The sequence below is a fragment of the Pseudomonas sp. Hz4 genome, from assembly GCF_054898165.1.
Genome location: NZ_CM142719.1, coordinates 3,656,170 through 3,677,735 on the forward strand (window position 1 = coordinate 3,656,170; position 21,566 = coordinate 3,677,735).

The window sequence follows — 21,566 nt, forward strand, 5'->3', positions numbered from 1 at the left end:
TACAAATTGTGGTTATTGACCACCCGGTTCTAAGGCTGACAATGCGACTGGCTTTCCCTACTTTGTTGTTCACTGCCGTGACCCTGTTGTTGGGCGTCACCGGTGTGAATGCAGCACCGCAACATGCGTTGACCGTGTACGGTGAACCGGCGAAGTACCCTGCCGGCTTTAGTCATTTTGCCTACACCAACCCGCAAGCCCCCAAGGGTGGCACGATGCGCCGCTCGGCGATCGAAATCGGTCATTTCGACCATATCTTGCCGTACATCGATAAAGGCATCGGCGTCACACAGATCGACGGCCTGCTTTACTCGCCACTGGCCCAGCGTTCGCTGGACGAGCCTTACACCGTGTACGGTCTGGTGGCTACGATGATGGAGCGCTCGGACGACGGTTTGTTCCTGCGCTTCTACCTGAACCCCAAGGCCCGTTTCGCGGACGGCAAACCGATCACGGCCGAAGACGTGCGCTACACCTTTGACCTGTTGATGACCCAGGGCAGCCTGCGTTATCGCACCCAGTTCGCCGACGTCAAAGGCGTCGAAGTGGAATCACCTCTGACGGTTCGGTTCGACTTGAAAAGTAATGAGAACCGTACCCTGCCCCTCGATATCGCGACCTTACCGGTGTTTCCCGAGCATTGGTGGACGACTCGCGACTTCGCCAATGGTGGCGGTTACGAGCCGCCGTTGGGCAGCGGCCCCTACAAGGTGAGCAAGGTTGACTCCGGTCGCAGCATCACCTTCGAGCGTAATGCCGATTGGTGGGGCAAGGATTTGCCGGTCAGCCGCGGCCTCTACAACTTCGATCGTTTCAGCATCGAGTACTTCGGCGATACCGACGTCGCCCGCCAGGTCCTGCGGGGGGGCGCCTACGACTACAACCGCGAATTTTCCGCCACCGGTTACTCCATCGGCTACGAAAGCCCGGCCCTGAGCGACGGGCGCTTGCAAAAGGCGCATCTGGCAATACAAGCCCCCCAGCCGGCGCAGGGCTTTGTGTTCAACCTGCAAAACCCAATGTTCCAAGACCGTCGAGTCCGCCAGGCACTGGTCATGCTCTGGGATTTCGAGTGGAGCAACCGGCAGATGATGCGAGACATGTACATCCGCCAGCAGAGTTTCTTTTCCAACACCGACCTCGCCGCCCGGCAACTGCCGGACGCTGGCGAGCTGGCGATTCTCGAACCGTTGCGCGGGCAGATTCCCGACGAAGTTTTCACCCAGGTGTTCGAAGCACCGAAAACCGATGGCAGTGGCCTGATACGCGACAAACAGTTGCAAGCACTCGACTTGCTCGAACAGGCCGGCTGGAAACCCGATGGCGATCAACTGGTCAACGCCGAAGGCAAGCCGCTGAGTTTCACTTTCCTGGTCAGCCAGAACGGCATGGACCGATTGTTGCTGCCTTATAAGCGCACCCTGAAACAGATCGGCATCGACCTGAACATCCGTCGCATCGACTCGTCCCAATACGTGAATCGCCTGATGAGCCGCGACTACGACATGATCGTCACCGGCTACCCGGTCACGACTTCGCCAGGGAGTGAACTGGTCAATTACTTCGGCTCGGTCTCGGCCAACGACCCTGGCGCCAATAACTACATGGTCCTAAACAATCCGGCCGTCGACACACTGGTCACCGGGCTGGTTCGCGCCACCACCCAACCCGAGATGCTGCGCTACGCCCACGCGCTGGACCGGGTGCTGCAATGGAACTACTACTGGATTCCCAACTATTACCCGCCGGGCACCTCCACGGTGTGGTGGAATCGTTTCGGCAGGCCCAACGAGCAAGCGAGCAATGACGAAGCCATCGAGAGCTGGTGGGAAATAAGCACCACGCCAATGACCAACCAACAGATGACGGCTGAGAAAATCAGCCGTGGCAAACCCGGAGGGCCACGCTGATGTGGGCTTATATACTGCGGCGTCTGCTATTGATCATTCCGACGTTGGTGATGATTCTGCTGGTCAACTTCATCATCGTCCAGGCCGCACCGGGCGGCCCGGTGGAACAGGCCATCGCTCGGTTGCAAGGCATCGGTGGGGCGAGCGTCGGCGGAGGCGGTTCCGGCGAAACCATGTCCGGCACCTCCCGGTCCAGTCGCGGCCTCGACCCGCAGCTGATCAAGGACATCGAAAAGCAATACGGCTTCGATAAGCCGGCGCACGAACGCCTGTGGCTGATGCTCACCAGCTACGCGCGCCTGGACTTCGGCAAGAGTTTTTTTCGCGGCGCGACCGTCACTGACCTGATCCTGGATAAAATGCCGGTGACCATTTCCCTGGGGCTCTGGGCGACGCTGATCACCTACCTGGTGTCGATTCCATTGGGCATCCGCAAAGCCGTGCACCACGGCAGCCATTTCGATATCTGGAGCAGCACCGCGATCGTCATCGGCTACGCCATGCCAGCGTTCCTGTTCGCGATGTTCCTGATCGTGGTCTTTGCCGGTGGCACCTCGCTGAACTGGTTCCCGGTGCGCGGGCTGGTCTCGGACAACTTCGAGTCGCTGTCGACCGTGGGCAAAATCGCCGATTACTTCTGGCATCTGGTATTGCCAGTCACCTCGCTGGTGATCGGCGGGTTTGCCACGTTGACCATTCTGACCAAGAACTCCTTCCTCAATGAAATCACCCGCCAGTACGTGGTCACTGCCCGCGCCAAGGGCCTGAGCGAACGCCGAGTGCTTTATGGCCACGTGTTTCGCAACGCCATGCTGCTGGTGGTCTCGGGGATTCCCCAGGCGTTTATCAGCGTATTTTTCGCCGGCTCCCTGCTGATCGAGGTGATCTTCTCCCTGGACGGCTTGGGTCGCATGAGCTACGAAGCCGCGGTTTCCCGGGATTATCCGGTGGTATTCGGCTCGCTGTTCATCTTCACCCTGTTCGGTCTCTTGATAAAACTCGTCGGCGACCTCTGCTACACCCTCGTCGACCCGCGCATCGACTTCGCCGCGAGGAACGCCTGATGTTCAAGCTCTCGCCGTTAGGTCGTCGTCGTTTCGAGCGATTCAAGAAAAACCGTCGCGGCTGGTGGTCGTTGTGGTTGTTTGTCGGCCTGTTTCTGTTGACCCTCGGTGGCGAGCTGATCGCCAACGACAAGCCGCTGATCGTCAGCTATCAGGGCTCACTCTACTTCCCGGCCCTGAAGCGTCATACCGAGCAGGAATTTGGTGGGCAGCTGCCGTTCCAGGCGGACTACCGCAGCGACTATGTGCAGAATCTGATTCACAAGGACGGTGGCTGGATGCTGTTCCCGCCGATCCCCTTCAGCGACGACACACCAAATTATGACCTCAATCAACCGACGCCCAGCCCTCCGACGAAGGTTAACTGGCTGGGCACCGACGACCAGGCGCGGGACGTTTTGGCCCGAGTGATTTTCGGTGCGCGGGTGTCGATCCTGTTTGCCTTGATGCTGACCTTTGTCAGCGCACTGATCGGCATTACTGCCGGCGCCCTGCAAGGCTACTACGGCGGCTGGGTCGACCTGATCGGTCAACGCTTGCTGGAGGTTTGGTCGGGGTTGCCGGTGCTGTATCTGCTGATCATCCTGTCGGGGTTCGTCGAGCCGAATTTCTGGTGGCTGCTGGGGATCATGGCGCTGTTTTCCTGGCTGGCCTTGGTGGACGTGGTGCGCGCCGAGTTTCTGCGTGGACGCAATCTGGAATACGTCAAAGCCGCTCGGGCGCTGGGCCTGACCGACCGCAAAGTCATCGTCCGGCACATCCTGCCCAACGCGATGAACGCGACCCTGAGCTACCTGCCGTTCATTTTGACCGGGGCGATCTCGACCCTCACTGCATTGGACTTCCTCGGTTTCGGCATGCCCGCCGGCAGTGCATCGCTGGGCGAGTTGATCGGCCAAGGCAAGCAGAACCTGCAAGCGCCGTGGCTGGGATTGACGGCATTTTTCACCCTGGCGCTGATTCTTTCTTTATTGGTGTTTATCGGGGAGGCGTTACGTGATGCTTTCGATCCCCGATCTTGATCCGAGATCATGATGCGGACTGCTGATATGAGTAACAACCTGATCGAAATCCGTGACCTCTGCGTGGCCTTCAGCGGCCAGACCGTGGTGCGCAACCTGTGCCTGGACATTCGCCCCGGCGAATGCCTGGCGCTGGTGGGCGAGTCGGGCTGCGGCAAATCGGTGACCGCTCACTCGATCCTGCAACTGCTGCCCGAGACGGGTACACACACCACGGGCAGTATTCGTTACCGTGGCCGGGAGCTGGTCGGCGCTTCGGCCAAGGTGTTGCGAGAACTGCGGGGTAATCGCATCGCGATGATCTTCCAGGAGCCAATGACCTCGCTCAATCCGCTGCACAGCATCGAAAAGCAGATCGGCGAAACCCTGCTGCTGCACAAGGGCCTGACCGGCAAAGCGGCGCAAGCGCGGATTCTCGAGTTGCTGCATCTGGTGGGCATTCAGAAGCCCAAAGAGCGGCTCAAGGCCTACCCCCATCAACTGTCCGGTGGCCAGCGGCAACGGGTGATGATCGCCATGGCCCTGGCCTGCGAACCGGAATTGCTGATCGCCGACGAACCGACGACAGCGCTGGACGTGACGGTGCAGCGCAAGATCCTGCTGCTGCTCAAATCCCTGCAACAGCGACTCGGCATGTCGCTGCTGCTGATCAGCCACGACCTCAATCTGGTGCGCAGCATTGCCCAACGAGTGTGCGTGATGAAGGCTGGGGAAATCGTCGAGCAGGCACCGTGCGAAACGCTGTTCACCGAGCCGAAACACCCTTACAGCTGCGTATTGCTGAACGCCGAGCCGGAAGGTGAAGCCCTGCCCCGGGACGAGCGCGAGAACGTGCTGGAAGTGGACAATCTGCGGGTGCAGTTCGCCCTCGGTGGCGGGCTGTTTCAGCGCAAGACTTATCTAAAGGCCGTGGACGGTATCAGCCTGAATATTCAGCGCGGCAAGACGCTGGGTATTGTGGGCGAATCCGGTTCCGGCAAGTCGACGCTGGGCCAGGCGATCCTGCGCTTGCTCGATTCCGAAGGCAGCATTCGCTTTCAGGGTGAGGCGCTGGACGGTCTGACGCAAAAGCAGCTTCGACCCTGGCGCAAGAAGATGCAGGTGGTGTTCCAGGACCCCTTCGGCAGCCTCAGCCCACGGATGTCCGTGGCGCAGATCATCAGTGAAGGCATTGAGGTGCATAGCCAGTTGACCGCTGACGAATGCAAAGTCGAAGTGATTCGGGCGCTGGAAGAAGTCGGCCTCGACCCGCAAAGCCGTCATCGCTACCCGCATGAGTTCTCCGGTGGCCAACGCCAACGCATCGCCATCGCCCGGGCGCTGGTGCTGAAACCGGCGCTGATCCTGTTGGACGAACCGACCTCGGCGCTTGATCGCACGGTGCAAAAACAAGTGGTCGCCCTGCTCCGCCAACTTCAGGAAAAACATGGCCTGACCTACCTGTTCATCAGCCACGACCTGGCGGTGGTGCGCGCACTGGCTCACGACATGATCGTGATCAAGGACGGCAAAGTGGTGGAAAGCGGTGCCGCCCACGACGTGTTCGATTCGCCGCAGCATCCGTACACCAAAGAGCTGTTGGCGGCGACGCATCCTGGGGCCGCTCGATGAACACCACCGACAGCCTGAAGGACTACCAACGCGTTCGCCTGCTGGCCATCCGTTCGTTGTTCGAGATCATCGAGCAGTCGAGTGAAGGCACGGTGATTGTCGACCGCGATGCGAACATCGTCTGGATGAACGAGCGTTATGCCCGACGCTTCGGCCTGGAATCGGCGGAAGTGGCCATCGGCAAGTCCTGCGAAAGCGTGATCCCCGGCAGTCTGTTGCGCGAGGTGGTGCGCACGGGGCGGCCGATTTTACTCGACATGCAAGACACCCCCAAAGAGCCGCTGGTGGTGATGCGCCTGCCGATTCATGACGACGCCGGCGTGGTGATCGGCGCCATCGGTTTTGCGCTGTTCGACGAATTGCGCAGCCTCTCGCCGATGCTCAAGCGCTACATGAGCATGCAGGAAGAACTGGCCTCCACCCGCTCGCTGTTGCGGGCGCGGCAAACCAAGTACAACTTCGCCCATTTTATCGGCACCAGCGCGGCCAGCCTGGAAGTCAAACGCCGCGCCCGACGCAGTGCCAGCGCTGATTCACCGGTGTTGCTGCTCGGTGAAACCGGCACTGGCAAAGAGCTGCTGGCCCAGGCGATCCACGGCGCTTCGCCGCGTGCGCACAAAGCTTTCGTCAGCATCAACAGCGCGGCGATTCCCGAATCGTTGCTGGAAGCGGAATTCTTCGGCACCGCGCCCGGCGCGTTTACCGGCGCCGATCGCAGGGGTCGCGCCGGCAAGTTGCAGATTGCCCAGGGCGGCACACTGTTCCTCGATGAAATCGGCGACATGCCGTTGCCGCTGCAAAGCAAACTGCTGCGGGTCCTGCAGGAAAAGGAATTCGAACCGGTGGGCTCCAACGAAGTGATCCAGAGCGATGTGCGGGTGATCGCCGCGACCTCCACGGATTTGCAAGCCGCGATCAAACGCGGCGAATTTCGCGCCGACCTGTATTACCGCCTCAACGTGCTGCCGATCCAGGTCCCGCCGCTGCGTGATCGACTCGATGACCTGCCGGCCCTCAGTGAAGCGATCCTTGAGGAACTGCGCAGTCAGCACGAATTGAACCGTGAAGCGCTGGAGCTGCTGGGCCAGCACGCCTGGCCGGGGAACATACGCGAACTGCGCAATGTGCTGGAGCGCGCGGCATTGCTCAGTGATGACTTGATGCTGAATGCCACGGATATCCGCGCGGCGATTGGTACGTTCACACCGGTAGAGCGTGCGGCGCCGTTGGCGATTGAGGCGGTTGCGCACGAAACCTTCAGTGAGGCCCGGGAGCGGTTTGATCGACAGTTGATTGAGGTAACCCTCGCGCAATGCGGCGGGAAGGTTGTTGAAGCGGCGGCGCGATTGGGACTGGGACGGTCGACTTTGTACAAGAAGATGGTGGCGCTGGGGATTGTCGAGTCTCTATAACGAGACATTGATCTCTATTGTTAGACAGAACATCGCGAGCAAGCTCGCTCCCACCTTTGACCACATTCCTCTGCGCAACTCGGTCACCCTGTGGGAGCGAGCTTGCTCGCGATGAGGTCGGCATTACCCATACAAGTCTCAAACTAGAGACAACCAACTGAAACACAACTCAAAAAAACTACATACATCCTTATGTTTCAATAGCTTGCGCGTCTGGCACGAATCTCGCTATAGCCCTCTCCCACAAAAGACCCACCCTACAAAAATAACAATCCAGGAGACACACCATGAGTGTGATCATTGCCTTGGCAGCCCTCACGCTGCTAATGCTCGCGGCTTACCGTGGCTACAGCGTTATCCTTTTTGCCCCGATTGCCGCCCTCGGCGCCGTTCTGCTCACCGACCCTTCCGCCGTCGCCCCTGCCTTCACCGGGGTGTTCATGGAGAAAATGGTCGGCTTCATCAAACTGTATTTCCCGGTGTTCCTGCTCGGTGCGGTGTTCGGCAAGCTGATCGAACTGTCGGGCTTCTCGCGCTCCATCGTTGCAGCGGCGATTCGCCTGCTCGGCACCCGTCAGGCGATGCTGGTGATCGTGTTGGTCTGCGCCCTGCTGACTTACGGCGGCGTGTCGCTGTTTGTGGTGGTGTTCGCGGTCTATCCGTTTGCCGCTGAAATGTTCCGCCAGAGCAATATTCCCAAGCGACTCATCCCGGCAACCATCGCCCTCGGTGCATTCTCGTTCACCATGGACGCCCTGCCCGGCACCCCGCAAATCCAGAACATCATCCCCAGCACCTTCTTCAACACCACCGCCTGGGCCGCGCCTTGGCTGGGCTTGATCGGCTCGATCTTCGTGGTCTGCGCCGGCATGCTGTTTCTCCAGCGCCAGCGCAACAAGGCGCAGCACGCCGGTGAAGGGTATGGCACCGATCTGCGCAACGAGCCGGAAACCGCTGCCAACATCAAACTACCAAATCCGTGGATCGCGGTGTCGCCGCTGCTGGCCGTCGGCATCATGAACCTGCTGTTTACCCAGTGGATTCCGCAGTGGTACGGCAAGACCCACAGCCTCGCGCTGCCGGGCATGGCCGCGCCGGTGACCACCGAAATCGCCAAACTCACGGCGATCTGGGCCGTTCAGGCAGCCTTGCTGGTCGGCATCATCATGGTACTGGTGTTCGGCTTCCAGGCGATCCGCGGCAAGTTGGCCGAAGGCAGCAGAAGCGCGGTCAGCGGTTCGTTGCTGGCGGCGATGAACACCGCGTCGGAGTACGGCTTTGGTGCGGTGATCGCCTCCTTGCCGGGCTTCCTGGTATTGGCCGGCTGGCTCAAAAGCATTCCCAATCCGCTGGTCAACGAAGCGATTACCGTGACCCTGCTGGCCGGTATCACCGGTTCCGCGTCTGGCGGTATGAGCATTGCGCTGGCGGCCATGGCCAATGACTTCATCGCAGCCGCCCACGCCGCCAACATTCCGCTGGAAGTACTGCACCGGGTGGCCGCGATGGCCAGTGGCGGCATGGACACCCTGCCGCACAACGGCGCGGTGATTACCCTGCTGGCTGTCACCGGCCTGACCCACCGCGAAGCCTACAAAGACATTTTCTGTATTACGCTGATCAAGACCCTGGCGGTCTTTGTGGTGATCGGTACTTTCTACGCCACTGGCATTGTGTGAGGTATCTATGACAACTCTTTCGGGCAAGACTGCACTGGTCACCGGTTCCACCAGCGGCATCGGCCTGGGCATTGCCCTCAGCCTGGCCAAGGCGGGCGCCAATCTGATCCTTAACGGTTTCGGTGATGCGTCTAAAGTCATTGCCGAGGTCGAGCAGTTCGGGGGCAAGGTCGGCCATCACCCGGCCGACGTGAGCAACCCTGAGCAGATCGCCGACATGATTGCCTACGCCGAGCGTGAATTCGGCGGCGTGGACATCCTGGTCAACAATGCCGGCATCCAGCATGTGGCGGCGGTGGAAGACTTCCCGGAGGAGCGCTGGGATTCGATCATTGCGATCAACCTGTCCTCGGTGTTCCACAGCACTCGATTGAGCCTGCCAGGCATGCGCGCCAAGGGCTGGGGACGGATCATCAACATCGCTTCGGTGCATGGCCAGGTCGGGTCTGTCGGCAAGGCGGCTTACGTGGCGGCCAAGCATGGGGTCATCGGTTTGACCAAGGTGGTGGGCCTGGAAACGGCCACCACCCACATCACCTGCAACGCCATCTGCCCGGGTTGGGTGCTGACGCCGCTGGTGCAGAAGCAGATTGATGATCGCATTGCCAAAGGGGTCGACCCGCAGCAGGCGCAGCATGATTTGCTGGCCGAGAAGCAGCCGTCCCTGGCGTTCGTCACGCCGCCGCAACTGGGCGAGCTGGTGCTGTTCTTGTGCAGCGAAGCCGGTAGCCAGGTGCGCGGTGCGGCGTGGAATATTGATGGTGGGTGGTTGGCGCAGTAACCCACAGATGATCGTTCCCACGCTCTGCGTGGGAATGCAGCCCGGGACGCTCCGCGTCCCAAAGCGGACGCAGAGCGTCCATTGAGGCATTCCCACGCAGAGCGTGGGAACGATCTGATACCAACAAGAAGAGGCAAGCCATGTCCGACATCCTCTGGCAACCCAGCGCCAAGCGCATCGGCAAGACCCGCATGGAGGCCTTTCGGCGATTCATCAATCAGCGACACAACCTCCACGTCGACGACTACCCTGCCCTGCACCAATGGTCCATCGATCAGCGTGAAGCGTTCTGGCAGGCCATCGTCGATTTCTTCGACATCCGTTTCCACGATCAGCCGGACGCTGTGCTGGTGGAAGGCGCGCAAATGCCCAGCGCCCAATGGTTTCCCGGCGCCACCCTGAATTTCGCCGAGCACCTGCTGCGCCGTCGTGACGATGCCGTGGCATTGGTGGCCATCGGTGAAAACGGCCAACGCGAACAGCTGACCTGGGCCGAACTGGCAGAGCATGTCGCCGGTTTTCAAAATAGCTTGATTGCCGCCGGCGTCGTCGTTGGCGACCGAGTGGCCGCGTGCATGCCAAACACTTGGCAAACCCTGGTGGCCATGCTCGCCACCACCAGCCTGGGGGCGATCTGGTCCTGCTCTTCGCCGGACTTCGGCACTCAAGGGGTGATCGATCGCTTCGGCCAGATCGAACCGACCGTGCTGATCACCTGCGCCGCTTACCGCTATGCCGGCAAAGAGATTGAGCAAACCGCCAAGGTCAACGAGATTCTCGAGCGCCTGCCGTCCTTGCAGCAGTTGATCGTCGTGCCTTACGCCCGGCCACAGGCGCGCATCGAGGACTTCCACACACGGGCCAACGTGACGCTCTGGGATGATTTCTACGACGCTGGCGGCGAACCGGATTTCGTTCCCGTGCCCTTCGCGCATCCGCTGTACATCCTCTATTCCAGCGGCACCACGGGCGTGCCCAAATGCATCATTCACAGCACCGGCGGCGTGTTGCTGCAACACGTCAAGGAACATGGCCTGCATTGCGATCTCGGTCCCGGCGACCGTTTGTTCTACTACACCACGTGCGGCTGGATGATGTGGAACTGGCTGGTTTCGGCGCTGGCCGTGGACAGTGCGGTGGTGCTGTACGACGGCTCGCCGTTTCATCCTGCCACCGAGCGCCTGATCGATCTGATCGACGACGAACGCATCAGCGTCTTCGGCACCAGCCCCAAGTACCTCGCGACCCTGGAAAGCAGCGGCATCAAACCTCGTGAAAGCCATGACCTGAGCAGCCTCAAAACCCTGCTCTGCACCGGTTCCGCGTTGTCGCCCCAGAGTTACGACTATGTCTACCGCGACCTCAAGGCTGACCTGTGCCTGGCCTCGATGTCCGGCGGCACCGACATCGTTTCGTGTTTTGTGAACAGCAATCCGCTGCAACCCGTACGACGTGGCGAGATACAAGGCAAAAGCCTGGGCATGGCAGTGGAAGTCTGGAACGACAACGGCCAGCCTGTGATCGGCGAAAAAGGTGAGTTGGTGTGCACCCGGCACTTTCCGGCAATACCCATCGGGTTCTGGAATGACCCTCAGCAGGAAAAGCTTCGTGCCTCGTATTTCAGTCAGTTCCCCGGTGTCTGGGCCCAAGGCGATTACGCTGAACAACTGCCCCATGGCGCGATGATGATCCACGGACGCTCCGACGCCGTACTCAACCCCGGCGGCGTGCGCATCGGCACGGCGGAAATCTACCGTCAGGTGGAGAAGATCCCGCAGGTACTGGACAGCGTGGCCATCGGTCAGCAATGGCTTGATGACGTTCGGGTCGTGCTGTTCGTACGTTTGCGTGACGGTGTCGAACTCGACGAGGGGCTGGAACAGCAGATCCGCCAGGTCATCCGCGCCAACACCACACCACGGCATGTGCCGGCAAAGATTGTCGCGGTGACGGACATTCCACGGACGATCAGTGGCAAGGTTGTCGAGTTGGCGGTGAGGAATGTGGTGCACGGGCAGAAGGTGAAAAACACCGATGCGCTGGCCAATCCCGAGGCGCTTGAACAGTTCCGCAACCGACCGGAATTGCAACGCTGAGCGAGCCTCAGTCCATCAATCCCCATTCACCCGGTGGTGCATGGGGGCCCGGTGATGCTTCGGCGTGCAGCTTCAACCGCAAGCGCAAATTGTTCACCGAATCCGCATGCTTGAGCGCTTCTTCCTCTTCAATCGCCCCCTCGACGACCAACGCGTACAACGCACCATCGAACGTCTGCATCCCCAGTTCCACAGACTTCTCCATGATCCCCTTCAGTTCTGAAAACTCATTGCGCCGGATCAGGTCGCCGATGGTCGGCGTCCCGAGCATCACTTCTACCGCCGCCCGCCGCTTGCCGTCGCGGGTGCGCACCAAGCGCTGGGAAACGAAGGCCTTGAGGTTGTTGCCCAAATCATTAAGCAGCTGTGGCCGGCGCTCTTTGGGGAAGAAGTTGATGATTCGGTCCAGCGCCTGATTGGCGTTGTGGGCATGCAGGGTGGAAATGACCAGATGGCCGGTATCGGCAAACGCCAGCGCGTGCTCCATCGTCTCGCGGTCACGGATTTCACCGATCAGCACTACATCCGGTGCCTGGCGCAGGGTATTTTTCAATGCAGCATGAAAACTGCGGGTATCGACGCCGACCTCGCGCTGGTTGATGATCGACTTTTTGTGCCGATGGATATACTCGACCGGGTCTTCGATGGTGATGATGTGGCCACTGCTGTGGCGATTGCGGTAGTCGATCAATGCCGCCAGCGAGGTGGATTTACCGGAGTCGGTGGCACCGACGAACAGCATCAGTCCTTGTTTGAGCATCACCGTCTCGAGCAGTACCGACGGCAGGTTGAGGTCTTCGAAACGCGGAATGTCGAGTTTGATGTTGCGCGCCACGATCGACACATCGTTGCGTTGTTTGAAGATATTGACCCGAAAGCGCCCGACACCTGTCAAAGAGATCGCCAGGTTCATCTCCAGCTCCCGATCGAACTCCAGCCGCTGTTCGGCGTCCATGATGGAGGCGGCAATGGCCGCAATTTCTCCCGGCTTAAAGGGACGATCGGCCAAGGGTTTAAGCACACCATCGAACCGTGCGCTGGGTGGCGCACCGGTGGACAGGTATAGATCGGAGCCATCCTGATTGGCCAGGAGCCTCAACAGCGAATCGATTTCCATGGCAAAAAGCACCCGCGAAGCATTCAATGAACAGAAATGACCCAAAGTGGGTCATCCAGCGTCTACCGCCTCAGGATAGTTGACGCCGCCACACCGACTTAAGTGCAGGACATGTAGATGAACGCATCACCGACCGGCAGCGATGCCCAGGCCTTGATTGCCCGACTGGATTGGAGACGCAGCCCGCTGGGAGCGGCCAGTACCTGGCCGCAGAGCTTGCGAACCGCCGTGGATATCGTGATTCATTCGCCGATGCCAATGCTGTTGTTGTGGGGTCCGCAGCTCACGCAGATCTACAACGACGGCTTTGCCCTGCTGTCCGGCAGCAAGCATCCGCACGCTTTCGGACAGCCGACGCACCTGATCTGGCCAGAGTTAAAGGAATTTACCGACCCCATTTACAGCGCCGTCCTACAAGGACAGGTGCGGACCTACAGCGAACAGCGCTTCACCTTGCAGCGTGATGGCCATGATTCCGACTTTTGGCTGGACCTGACCTACAGCCCCATCCGCGATGAAAGCGCCCAGGTCGCCGGGATTCTGGTCACCGCCATCGAAACCAACGAACGCCGACGCATCGCCCTCGAACTCGAACAGCGCTCGGCCGCCAGCCTCAAGGCCCAGCACGAGACCGAGGAGCGTCTGCAACTGGCCCTCGCTGCCACCGACGCCGTCGGCACCTGGGACTGGGACATCGGCGAGGATCGCTTCATTGCCGACACCCGCTTTGCCCAATTGCACGGCGTCGACCCGCTGCTCGCCAGCCAGTTGCCCATCAGCGCCTACCTCCAGGGAGTGCACCCGGAAGACCGCGCCATGGTCACCCGCAGCATCAAGCACTCCATCACCCACGGCACCGAGTACGCCGAGGAGTATCGCCTGCTGCAACCCAATGGCCAGCTGCGCTGGGTGTTTGCCCGGGGGCGTTGCTACAAGGACCACCATGGCCGGCCGATTCGCTTCCTCGGCGCTGCCCTGGACCTGACTGAACGTAAACACACCGAGCAAGCCTTGCGGCAAAGTCAGACCGAGCTGCAACTGATCATTAACGCCATGCCGATCCTGATCAGCTACGTGGACCGCGAGGAGCGCTTTCGCCTGAACAATGCGGCCTACCTCGATTGGTACGGGCTGACGCCTCAGGAGCTCTATGGCAGAACCATCCGCGAAGTACTGGGTGAAGAAGCTTATGCCCTGCGCGCCGAACACATCGCCCAGGCACTGTCCGGCAGGTCTTGTTGTTTCAGCATCAGCACCCCGCACCGTGACGGCAGCAACCGCCATGCCCTGATGAACTACTTACCGCGCCACGGTGCGGATGGTGCGGTCAATGGTTTCTACATCTTTGTGATTGACGAAACCGAGCGCAAACAAACCGAAGAAGCCCTGCGCAATCTCAACGAAACCCTTGAAGAACGTGTAGTCGCCCGCACCCAACAACTGGCCGAAGCCAACCAGCGGCTGCAGAACGAGATGTTCGAACGCGAGCGCGCCGAAGAGGCGTTGCGGCATGCACAGAAGATGGAAGCGCTCGGCCAGCTCACCGGCGGCATCGCCCATGACTTCAACAATATGCTCACGGGGATCATCGGCAGCCTCGATTTGATGCAGCGCTACATCGCCGACGGGCGCGCCGCCGAGGTTGGCCGTTTCACCGAGGCGGCAGTGTCCTCGGCCAACCGTGCCGCCGCCCTGACCCATCGCCTGCTGGCGTTCTCCCGGCGTCAGTCACTGGACCGCAAGCCGCTCAACGCCAATGATCTGATCCATTCCCTGGAAGACCTGCTCAGCCGGACCAAGGGCGACCACATCGAGCTCACACTGCAACTGGCCGATGACGTCTGGCCGGTCAGCACGGACGTCAGCCAGCTGGAAAACGCCCTGCTCAATCTGGTGATCAACGCCCGGGACGCCATGCCCGATGGCGGTGAATTGAGGATCGAAACGGCCAACGTTTACCTCGACAGCAGTGACATCAACACCCTGGAAGCGGTCAAGGCTGGGGATTATCTGATGATCGCCGTCAGCGACAACGGTACCGGCATGACACCGTCGGTGCTGGCCAAGGCCTTCGACCCGTTCTTCACCACCAAACCCATCGGCCAGGGCACCGGTCTCGGGCTGTCGATGATCTATGGTTTTGCCCAGCAGTCGGGCGGGCATGTCAGCCTTTTCAGCTTGCTGGGCCAGGGCACCAGCGTGCGTCTGTACCTGCCGCGGCTACACGTTTGCGAGCCGGTCAATACCCTGATGCCGGTCACGAGTGAGGCGCCGGCCGCCATTGCCGGTGAAACCGTGGTGTTGGTAGAGGACGATCCGGCGGTGCGCATGCTGGTGCTCGACCTGCTCCACGAGCTGGGTTACCACGCCCATGAAGCCGAAGACGCGAAGACCGCCCTGCCTCTGTTGGAATCCGATCTGCGGGTCGATTTGCTGGTCACCGACGTCGGGCTACCGGGAATGAACGGTCGACAATTGGCGGAAATCGCGCGCCAACACCGCCCCGACCTTAAAGTGCTGTTCATGACCGGTTATGCGGAAAAAGCCACCGAGCGCCAGGGTTTCCTGGAGGAAGGCATGGACATGGTGTCCAAGCCCTTTTCCATTGACCTGTTGGCCAACAAGATTCGCGCGATGATCGGTCAACCGGACTGAGTTAAGGCATAATCGCGCGCCCCCCGCGGGCACTAACATAGCCACCACCGTTGCAAGGTACTGCCCATGAAAGCTCAAGCTCGCCATATTCTGGTGAAAACCTCGGAAGAAGCCGAACAGCTCAAACAACGCATCGACAAGGGCGAAGCCTTCGATGTGCTGGCCAAAAAGTACTCCACTTGCCCGTCCGGCAAGCGCGGCGGCGACCTCGGTGAAGTACGGCCCGGGCAGATGGTCGGGGTCATTGATGCCGTGATCTTCAAAAAACCACTGCGCGTGGTGCACGGGCCGATCAAGAGCAAGTTTGGTTATCACCTGGTGCAGGTGTTTTACCGGGATTGATCGATTGGCTTGAGGCCCTCATCGCGAGCAAGCTCGCTCCCACATTGGATCTGCGGTGTGCACAAGCCCCCTGTGGGAGCGAGCTTGCTCGCGATCCGACTGCGAAGCAGGCGGCCATTCACCGCTTATCTCGGGATCAGTGCCCCCGGCACCTGAATCACCCGACTCGCCAATCGATGCCCGGCCTCAGCAGCCTCAACCGGACTGCCGCCCTTGAGCCGACTGGCCAAATACGCCGCACTGAACGAATCCCCCGCCGCCGTGGTGTCCACCACTCGCTCAACGACCTGAGCCGGCACCTCGAACGACTCCCCGTCACAGCGAATCAGACAGGCCTCGGCGCCACGCTTGAGCACCACTTCAGGCGTGCCGATTTGCTCATAAGCCGCAAACACCGCCTCATAATCAGAAAAATGAAACAGTGCCTGCTCGTCATCGACGGTCAGCAACGCCAGGTCGACATAGGGCAGAACGCTGCGATAAGCCGTCCGAGCTTCTTCAACCGATGCCCACAAACGTGGCCGGTAGTTGTTGTCGAACACAATCCGCGCATCCCGCTGCCGGGCAGCGATCAGGGTTTCCAGCAACTTCTCCCGCCCCTGCACACCCAGTACCGCCAGGGTGATGCCGCTGAAATACAGCACATCGTAATCCGGCAGCGCCGCCAGGATTGGCACGGCGGCTGGGGTCGTAAAGCAATCACGGACTGCCGCTTCATTGCGCCAATAGAGAAAACGCCGCTCGCCGGCGGCGTCAGTCTGGATGCAATACAAGCCGGGCAAGCGACCGGGCAAGCGCTGGACCATGCCCAGCCCGATGTTTTCCTCGGCCCAGCTCTGGCACATGGCATCGCTGAAAGTGTCGTCGCCCAGCGCGGTGACGTAATCCACGGTGCCGCCCTCGCCCAATTCCCGGGACAGGTAGACCGCCGTGTTCAAGGTATCGCCACCGAAACGCTGTTGCAGGCTGCCGTCGGCGCGTTGCTGCAACTCGATCATGCACTCGCCGATCAGGGCGATGCGCGGGATGTTGGGGCCGAGGGTGCTGATGGTGTTCATGGGTGTTGGGGTCTCAGGTGGTGCAATGTTGTCTGGGAGGCCGCCTTCGCGAGCAGGTCTCAAGCCTTAGAAACAGGTTTCCATGGTTTCGATGACGTTCAGTTGCTCATCCACCAGACACCCGGTACGCCACTTGTCGAACGTCAGGCACGGATGGGACGTGCCGAACGAAATAATGTCCCCCACCCGCAACTCAACGCCCGGCGCTACGATCATGAACGCATGCTGGTCCATCACCGCCGTCACCTTGCAGGCGCTGACGTCATCGCCCGTCGCCGGCACTACACCGGCCTTGTAACGCAACAACGGCACCGGCAGACCGGCATCGTAGGCCACGTCGCGTTTACCCAGGGCGATCACCGCAAACCCCGGCTCCGGCAACGACTGCACATGCGCCCAGACTTCCAGCGCCGGGCGCAGGCCCTCGTGCAGATCACTGCGGCGGTCGAGCACGCAGCATTGCGCTTCTTTGTAGATGCCGTGATCGTGCGCCACATAGCTGCCGGGACGCAGCACGCTGAGGAACCGCCCACCGGCGTTCTGCGCTTCGAATGATTCAGCGATCAGGTCGTACCAGGCCGAACCAGAGGCGGTGATGATCGGCTTGGGAATGGCGAACGCCCCGCTGTCCTGCAACTGCACGGCCAGGCGCACCAAAGAATCAGCGAACGCACGGATGCCACTTTCCGCGTGATCACCGTGAATCACCCCTTCGTATCCTTCGATCCCGGTCAGCGCCAACGCCGGTTGCGCCGCGATGGCCTTGGCCAGCGCAACCACTTCCTCTTCCGTGCGGCAACCGCAACGACCACCGACCACGCCGTACTCGATCATCACGTTCAAGCGCACACCGCGCGAGGCGAAATACGCGCCGAGGTCAGCGACGTTGTCCGGGTGATCGACCATGCAATGGAAGTCGAAAGCCGGATCAGCCAACAGATCAGCGATCAGCGCCATGTTCGGCGTACCGACCAATTGGTTGGCCATCAACACCCGATGCACGCCATGGGCGTAAGCCGCGCGGGTTTGCGTGGCGCTGGCCAGGGTGATGCCCCAGGCACCGGCGTCCAGTTGGCGCTGAAACAGCGCTGGGGTCATGCTGGTTTTACCGTGGGGCGCGAGTTCGGCTCCGCTGTTGCTGACAAACGCCTGCATCCAGCGAATATTGTGTTCCAGTGCTTCGCGGTGCAGCACCAGCGCCGGCAGGCTGACGTCGCGCACCAGGTTGGCGCCAGTGTGGGCAAAGCCCTTTTCCACGGCGGCAGTATTTTTGGCAGAAGACATGGTCGAACTCCTCACATTCGCGGCCGCAGGCAGCCGCTGTTATTCGTTGATGCGACGGGCCAGGTTGTTGGCGCTGTCGATCAGCACCCGGCGATAGTCGTTGTAATTGTTCTTGGCATCGGCCCGTGGGGCAACGATGCACAGGGTCGCAATGGCCACGCCGTTCGCGTCTTTAACCGGGGCGGCGAAGCAATGGGTAAACGTGTCGGCAACGCTATCGAAAGAGAAGAACCCATCGATACCGGCCTGACGAATCTCCTGAAGAAACTGTGCAAGCGGCAGGCGCTCGCCGTTGGGCAGGATGAAGTCGTCGTGATCGATCAGGTCAACGATTTCCTGGTCGCTCAGGTGCGCCAGCAAGAGGCGCCCGGATGCGGTCCAGGGAATCGGTGCGTTCTCGCCGATGTCCGAGGAAATACGGAAATGCCGCTCGCCCTCTTTCATCAACGCCACGGTGTATTTTCGCCCGTTGAGCAGGCACATCTGCGCGGTTTCGCGGGTCTGGCTGACGATCTCCTGCAAGGCGTGATCGGCCTCGCGGGTCAGGTCGAAATGGCGCAAGTGCGCCTGACCGAGGAAGTACAGCTGACGGCCGAGGTAGACGTGACCGTCCTTGCCCACGGCCTCCAGAATCCGCCGGTCCAGCAGGGAGGCGACCAATTCGTAGACCGTGGATTTCGGGCTGCCGATGCCGCTGGCGATCTCGTTCGGGCGCAGGGGCTTGCCGACCTCCTTGAGGAAGTCGAGGATATCGAACGCCCGGTCCAGACCGCGAGCCCGGCGCTTGATGGTGTCTTCGGTCATGTCTGTGTTCCCATTCAAAGTCGCCGGAGTTTACCGCCAATGATCGTTCCCACGCTCCGCGTGGGAATGCCTCAACGGACGCTCTGCGTCCACCGCTGGGACGCAGAGCGTCCCGGGCTGCATTCCCACGCGGAGCGTGGGAACGATCTATAGCCTCAGGCCTTTTTCTTGTACGCGATGCAGTCAATCTCGACCTTGCAATCGACCATCATGTTCGCCTGCACACAGGCCCGCGCCGGTGCGTGTTCGCTTTTGAAGTACTCGGAAAACACCTTGTTAAAACTCCAGAAATCCCGCGGATCTTCCAACCACACGCCGGCGCGCACCACGTCTTCCAGGCCATAACCACCTTCTTCGAGAACGGCGATCAGGTTCTTCATGGTCTGGTGAGTTTGCTCGACGATGCCGCCCGCAATGATCTCACCGTCCAGCGCCGGCACCTGGCCGGACACGTGCAGCCAGCCATCGGCTTCAACGGCGCGGGCGAAAGGGCGGGGTTGGCCGCCACCGGCGGTGCTGCCAGTGCCGTAACGAGTAATGCTCATGAGGGTTTCTCCTGATTGAAAAGTGATAGGTCAAAAACGCGTGTTCTTGAGAAATTCCGCCAGTCGTGGCGATTGCGGACGTTCGAAGAGTTCCTTGGGTGGCCCCTGCTCTTCGATCCGCCCCTGATTCATGAAAACAATCTTGTCCGAGACCTCGAACGCAAAACGCATCTCGTGGGTCACCAGCAGCATGGTCATGCCGTCCTCGGCCAGGCCCTTGATCACGCTCAACACTTCGCCGACCAGTTCCGGATCGAGGGCCGAGGTCACTTCGTCGAACAGCATCAGGCTCGGGTTCATCGCAATCGCCCGGGCAATCGCCACACGCTGCTGCTGACCGCCGGACAGCTGACCGGGGTAGTGGTCGCGCCGTTCCAGCAAGCCGACCCGTTCCAGCCATTTTTCCGCCAGGGCAACCGCTTCATCCTTGTGTAGCTTTTTGACCTTGAGCAGACCGAGGGTGACGTTCTGCAACGCCGTGAGGTGCGGAAACAGGTTGAACTGCTGGAACGCCATGCCGGTCATGGCCCGATGCCTGGCGATGACTTTTTCCGGGTGGCGCACACGCTTGCCATTGATCTCGTCATAACCGATGGACTCGCCATCGAGCATGATCTGCCCGCCCTGAAACTCTTCGAGCATGTTCACGCAACGCAGCAGCGTGGTCTTGCCCGAACCGCTGGAACCGATCAGCGTCACGACGTTGCCGCGCTGCATCGTCAGGTCGACGCCCTTGAGCACTTCGAGCGGGCCGTATTGCTTGTGCAGGCCGCGGATGTCCAGCAGCGCCTGATTCTGTATCGAAGCTTGAGGTTGAGTCATGGCAAGGCCACCCGCTTTTCAATGTGCCGGCCGAGTAATTCGATGGCGTAGTTGATGACGAAAAACAGAAATCCGGCGAACAGGTAAAACTCGAGGGTCATGAAGGTTCGGGCGATGATTTGCTGCGTGCTGAGCAACAACTCAGCCACACCGATCACCGACAACAGCGTCGAAGCCTTGACGATCTCCGTGGACGAGTTGACCCAGGTCGGCAAAATCTGCCGCAGCGCCTGAGGCAACAGCACGTAGCCGAGCGATTGATAAAACGTCAGGCCGATGGCCTTGCTCGCTTCCATCTGACCACTGGGCAGCGCTTGCAACGCGCCGCGAACAATCTCGGCGACGTGGGAGCCGCAAAACAGCGTCAGCCCCAACGCACCGGCCTGAAACGCACTGATCTGCCAGCCCAGCGCAGGCGCCATATAGAAGCAGGCGAGCACCAATACAAACACTGGCGTGCCGCGAATGATGTCGACGTAAAACCGAAACGGCGCACGCATCCAGAACTTGCCGTAGGTCAGCACCAGACCGGTGACAATACCGACCATCGTGCCCAACAGAATCGCCAAGGCCGAGACCTGCACACTGGTCAGAAAACCTTGCCACAGGACTTCCCGCGCTACCCATAACTCATGCAACCAACTGGGGGATTCGTACATGTGGCCTCCTATCGGCGAATCGCCAGACGCTGCTCGAGGTAACGCAGCATCATGGCAATGAGGTAACAGGCCGCCACATAGAGCGCTGTGGTCACCATCCAGGTTTCAATCACCCGGTAGCTCTCGACATTGATCTTGCGCGCGTAATAAGTCAGCTCCGGCACGGCAATCGCAGCCGCCAGCGAGGTGTCCTTGAACAGCGAGATAAAATTGTTCGACAAGGCCGGCAGTACATTGCGCAGCATCACCGGCACAGTGACGTAGGCCTTGACCTGCCATTCGCCTAGACCGATTGCCAACCCGGCTTCACGTTGCCCTTTGGGAATGCTCAACAACCCGCCGCGGAACACTTCGGTCAGATAGGCCCCGGCATACAGCGACAGCGTGATGATGAACGACGGGATCTTGTCCAGACGGATCCCCAGGCTCGGCAAGGCGAAGTAGATCAACAGAATCAACACCAGAATCGGCGTGTTACGGATGACCGTCACATACACCGACGCCAGTACTCGCAACGCGCGGTGCTTCGACAGCAAAGCAAACGCCATCAGCAGGCCGATCACGCAGCCGATGGCGATCGACACCAGCGCCAGTTCAAGGCCCAGACCGAGCCCCGCCAGCAAGGTGTCGAAATCGCGCCACACGGCGGCAAAGTTCAACTGATAGTTCATAGTCAGCAGTACCTTGAACGGGGCGATTTATGAC

18 protein-coding genes are annotated in these 21,566 nt (G+C 60.4%); 10 read left to right on the forward strand and 8 right to left on the reverse strand.

Annotated elements, in window-relative coordinates:
* The first annotated feature begins 41 nt into the window (after window positions 1-41).
* The 8 genes from ACYZTR_RS16680 (at window position 42) to ACYZTR_RS16715 (ending at window position 11,575) form a co-directional block, all read left to right on the forward strand.
* On the forward strand, window positions 42-1,910 hold the full coding sequence (locus ACYZTR_RS16680; RefSeq protein WP_461972602.1) for an extracellular solute-binding protein: 1,869 nt from the start codon (window positions 42-44) through the stop codon (window positions 1,908-1,910).
* Window positions 1,910-2,974, forward strand: a complete 1,065-nt coding sequence (locus tag ACYZTR_RS16685; protein ID WP_461972603.1) for a microcin C ABC transporter permease YejB — start codon at window positions 1,910-1,912, stop codon at window positions 2,972-2,974. The genes ACYZTR_RS16680 and ACYZTR_RS16685 overlap by 1 nt, the downstream gene beginning before the upstream one ends.
* The gene (locus ACYZTR_RS16690) at window positions 2,974-3,996 is read left to right on the forward strand and encodes an ABC transporter permease (protein ID WP_461972605.1); all 1,023 of its coding nucleotides are present in this window, start codon (window positions 2,974-2,976) and stop codon (window positions 3,994-3,996) included. Before ACYZTR_RS16685 ends, ACYZTR_RS16690 begins: the two co-directional genes overlap by 1 nt.
* A 27-nt stretch (window positions 3,997-4,023) precedes the next feature.
* The gene (locus ACYZTR_RS16695; protein ID WP_461972607.1) at window positions 4,024-5,607 is read left to right on the forward strand and encodes an ABC transporter ATP-binding protein; all 1,584 of its coding nucleotides are present in this window, start codon (window positions 4,024-4,026) and stop codon (window positions 5,605-5,607) included.
* The gene (locus ACYZTR_RS16700) at window positions 5,604-7,019 is read left to right on the forward strand and encodes a sigma-54 interaction domain-containing protein (protein WP_461972609.1); all 1,416 of its coding nucleotides are present in this window, start codon (window positions 5,604-5,606) and stop codon (window positions 7,017-7,019) included. Before ACYZTR_RS16695 ends, ACYZTR_RS16700 begins: the two co-directional genes overlap by 4 nt.
* A 287-nt stretch (window positions 7,020-7,306) precedes the next feature.
* The gene (locus tag ACYZTR_RS16705) at window positions 7,307-8,698 is read left to right on the forward strand and encodes a GntP family permease (RefSeq protein WP_461972611.1); all 1,392 of its coding nucleotides are present in this window, start codon (window positions 7,307-7,309) and stop codon (window positions 8,696-8,698) included.
* Window positions 8,699-8,705: 7 nt separating this feature from the next.
* A complete protein-coding gene (gene hbdH / locus ACYZTR_RS16710) occupies window positions 8,706-9,479 on the forward strand; it encodes a 3-hydroxybutyrate dehydrogenase (RefSeq protein ID WP_461972613.1) in 774 nt (257 codons plus the stop codon).
* Window positions 9,480-9,619: 140 nt separating this feature from the next.
* Window positions 9,620-11,575 carry an acetoacetate--CoA ligase gene (locus ACYZTR_RS16715; protein WP_461972615.1) on the forward strand — a complete coding sequence of 652 codons (1,956 nt, stop codon included), beginning with the start codon at window positions 9,620-9,622 and terminating at the stop codon, window positions 11,573-11,575.
* A 7-nt stretch (window positions 11,576-11,582) separates the two neighbouring features.
* Here the strand turns inward: ACYZTR_RS16715 and ACYZTR_RS16720 are convergent, their stop codons facing one another.
* Entirely contained in the window at window positions 11,583-12,692 is a 1,110-nt protein-coding gene (locus ACYZTR_RS16720; protein ID WP_461972617.1) for a PilT/PilU family type 4a pilus ATPase, read from the reverse strand.
* Window positions 12,693-12,809: 117 nt separating this feature from the next.
* Between ACYZTR_RS16720 and ACYZTR_RS16725 the strand changes: the two genes are divergently transcribed.
* Together ACYZTR_RS16725 and ACYZTR_RS16730 are read left to right on the forward strand one after the other, a co-directional pair.
* Window positions 12,810-15,347: a hybrid sensor histidine kinase/response regulator gene (locus ACYZTR_RS16725; RefSeq protein ID WP_461972619.1), complete on the forward strand. Its 2,538-nt coding sequence runs from the start codon at window positions 12,810-12,812 to the stop codon at window positions 15,345-15,347.
* Between the two features lie 66 nt (window positions 15,348-15,413).
* Window positions 15,414-15,689, forward strand: a complete 276-nt coding sequence (locus tag ACYZTR_RS16730) for a peptidylprolyl isomerase (protein ID WP_461972621.1) — start codon at window positions 15,414-15,416, stop codon at window positions 15,687-15,689.
* 125 nt (window positions 15,690-15,814) lie between these two features.
* Here ACYZTR_RS16730 and ACYZTR_RS16735 read toward each other — a convergent pair whose 3' ends face one another.
* The 7 genes from ACYZTR_RS16735 to ACYZTR_RS16765 all read right to left on the reverse strand — a co-directional run bounded on the left by ACYZTR_RS16735 (window position 15,815) and on the right by ACYZTR_RS16765 (window position 21,532).
* Window positions 15,815-16,747 (reverse strand): sugar kinase, encoded by a 933-nt coding sequence (locus ACYZTR_RS16735; protein WP_461972623.1) that lies wholly within the window; start codon window positions 16,745-16,747, stop codon window positions 15,815-15,817.
* A 66-nt stretch (window positions 16,748-16,813) separates the two neighbouring features.
* Complete coding sequence (locus tag ACYZTR_RS16740; protein WP_461972625.1) at window positions 16,814-18,031, reverse strand: amino acid deaminase; 1,218 nt, start codon at window positions 18,029-18,031, stop codon at window positions 16,814-16,816.
* A 39-nt stretch (window positions 18,032-18,070) separates the two neighbouring features.
* Window positions 18,071-18,835, reverse strand: a complete 765-nt coding sequence (locus ACYZTR_RS16745) for an IclR family transcriptional regulator (RefSeq protein ID WP_461972627.1) — start codon at window positions 18,833-18,835, stop codon at window positions 18,071-18,073.
* Between the two features lie 155 nt (window positions 18,836-18,990).
* On the reverse strand, window positions 18,991-19,380 hold the full coding sequence (locus ACYZTR_RS16750) for a RidA family protein (RefSeq protein WP_461972629.1): 390 nt from the start codon (window positions 19,378-19,380) through the stop codon (window positions 18,991-18,993).
* A gap of 30 nt (window positions 19,381-19,410) precedes the next feature.
* Window positions 19,411-20,202 carry an amino acid ABC transporter ATP-binding protein gene (locus ACYZTR_RS16755; protein WP_461972630.1) on the reverse strand — a complete coding sequence of 264 codons (792 nt, stop codon included), beginning with the start codon at window positions 20,200-20,202 and terminating at the stop codon, window positions 19,411-19,413.
* A complete protein-coding gene (locus ACYZTR_RS16760; protein WP_461972632.1) occupies window positions 20,199-20,861 on the reverse strand; it encodes an amino acid ABC transporter permease in 663 nt (220 codons plus the stop codon). Before ACYZTR_RS16760 ends, ACYZTR_RS16755 begins: the two co-directional genes overlap by 4 nt.
* An 8-nt stretch (window positions 20,862-20,869) precedes the next feature.
* On the reverse strand, window positions 20,870-21,532 hold the full coding sequence (locus ACYZTR_RS16765) for an amino acid ABC transporter permease (RefSeq protein ID WP_017339153.1): 663 nt from the start codon (window positions 21,530-21,532) through the stop codon (window positions 20,870-20,872).
* Window positions 21,533-21,566 lie beyond the last annotated feature (34 nt).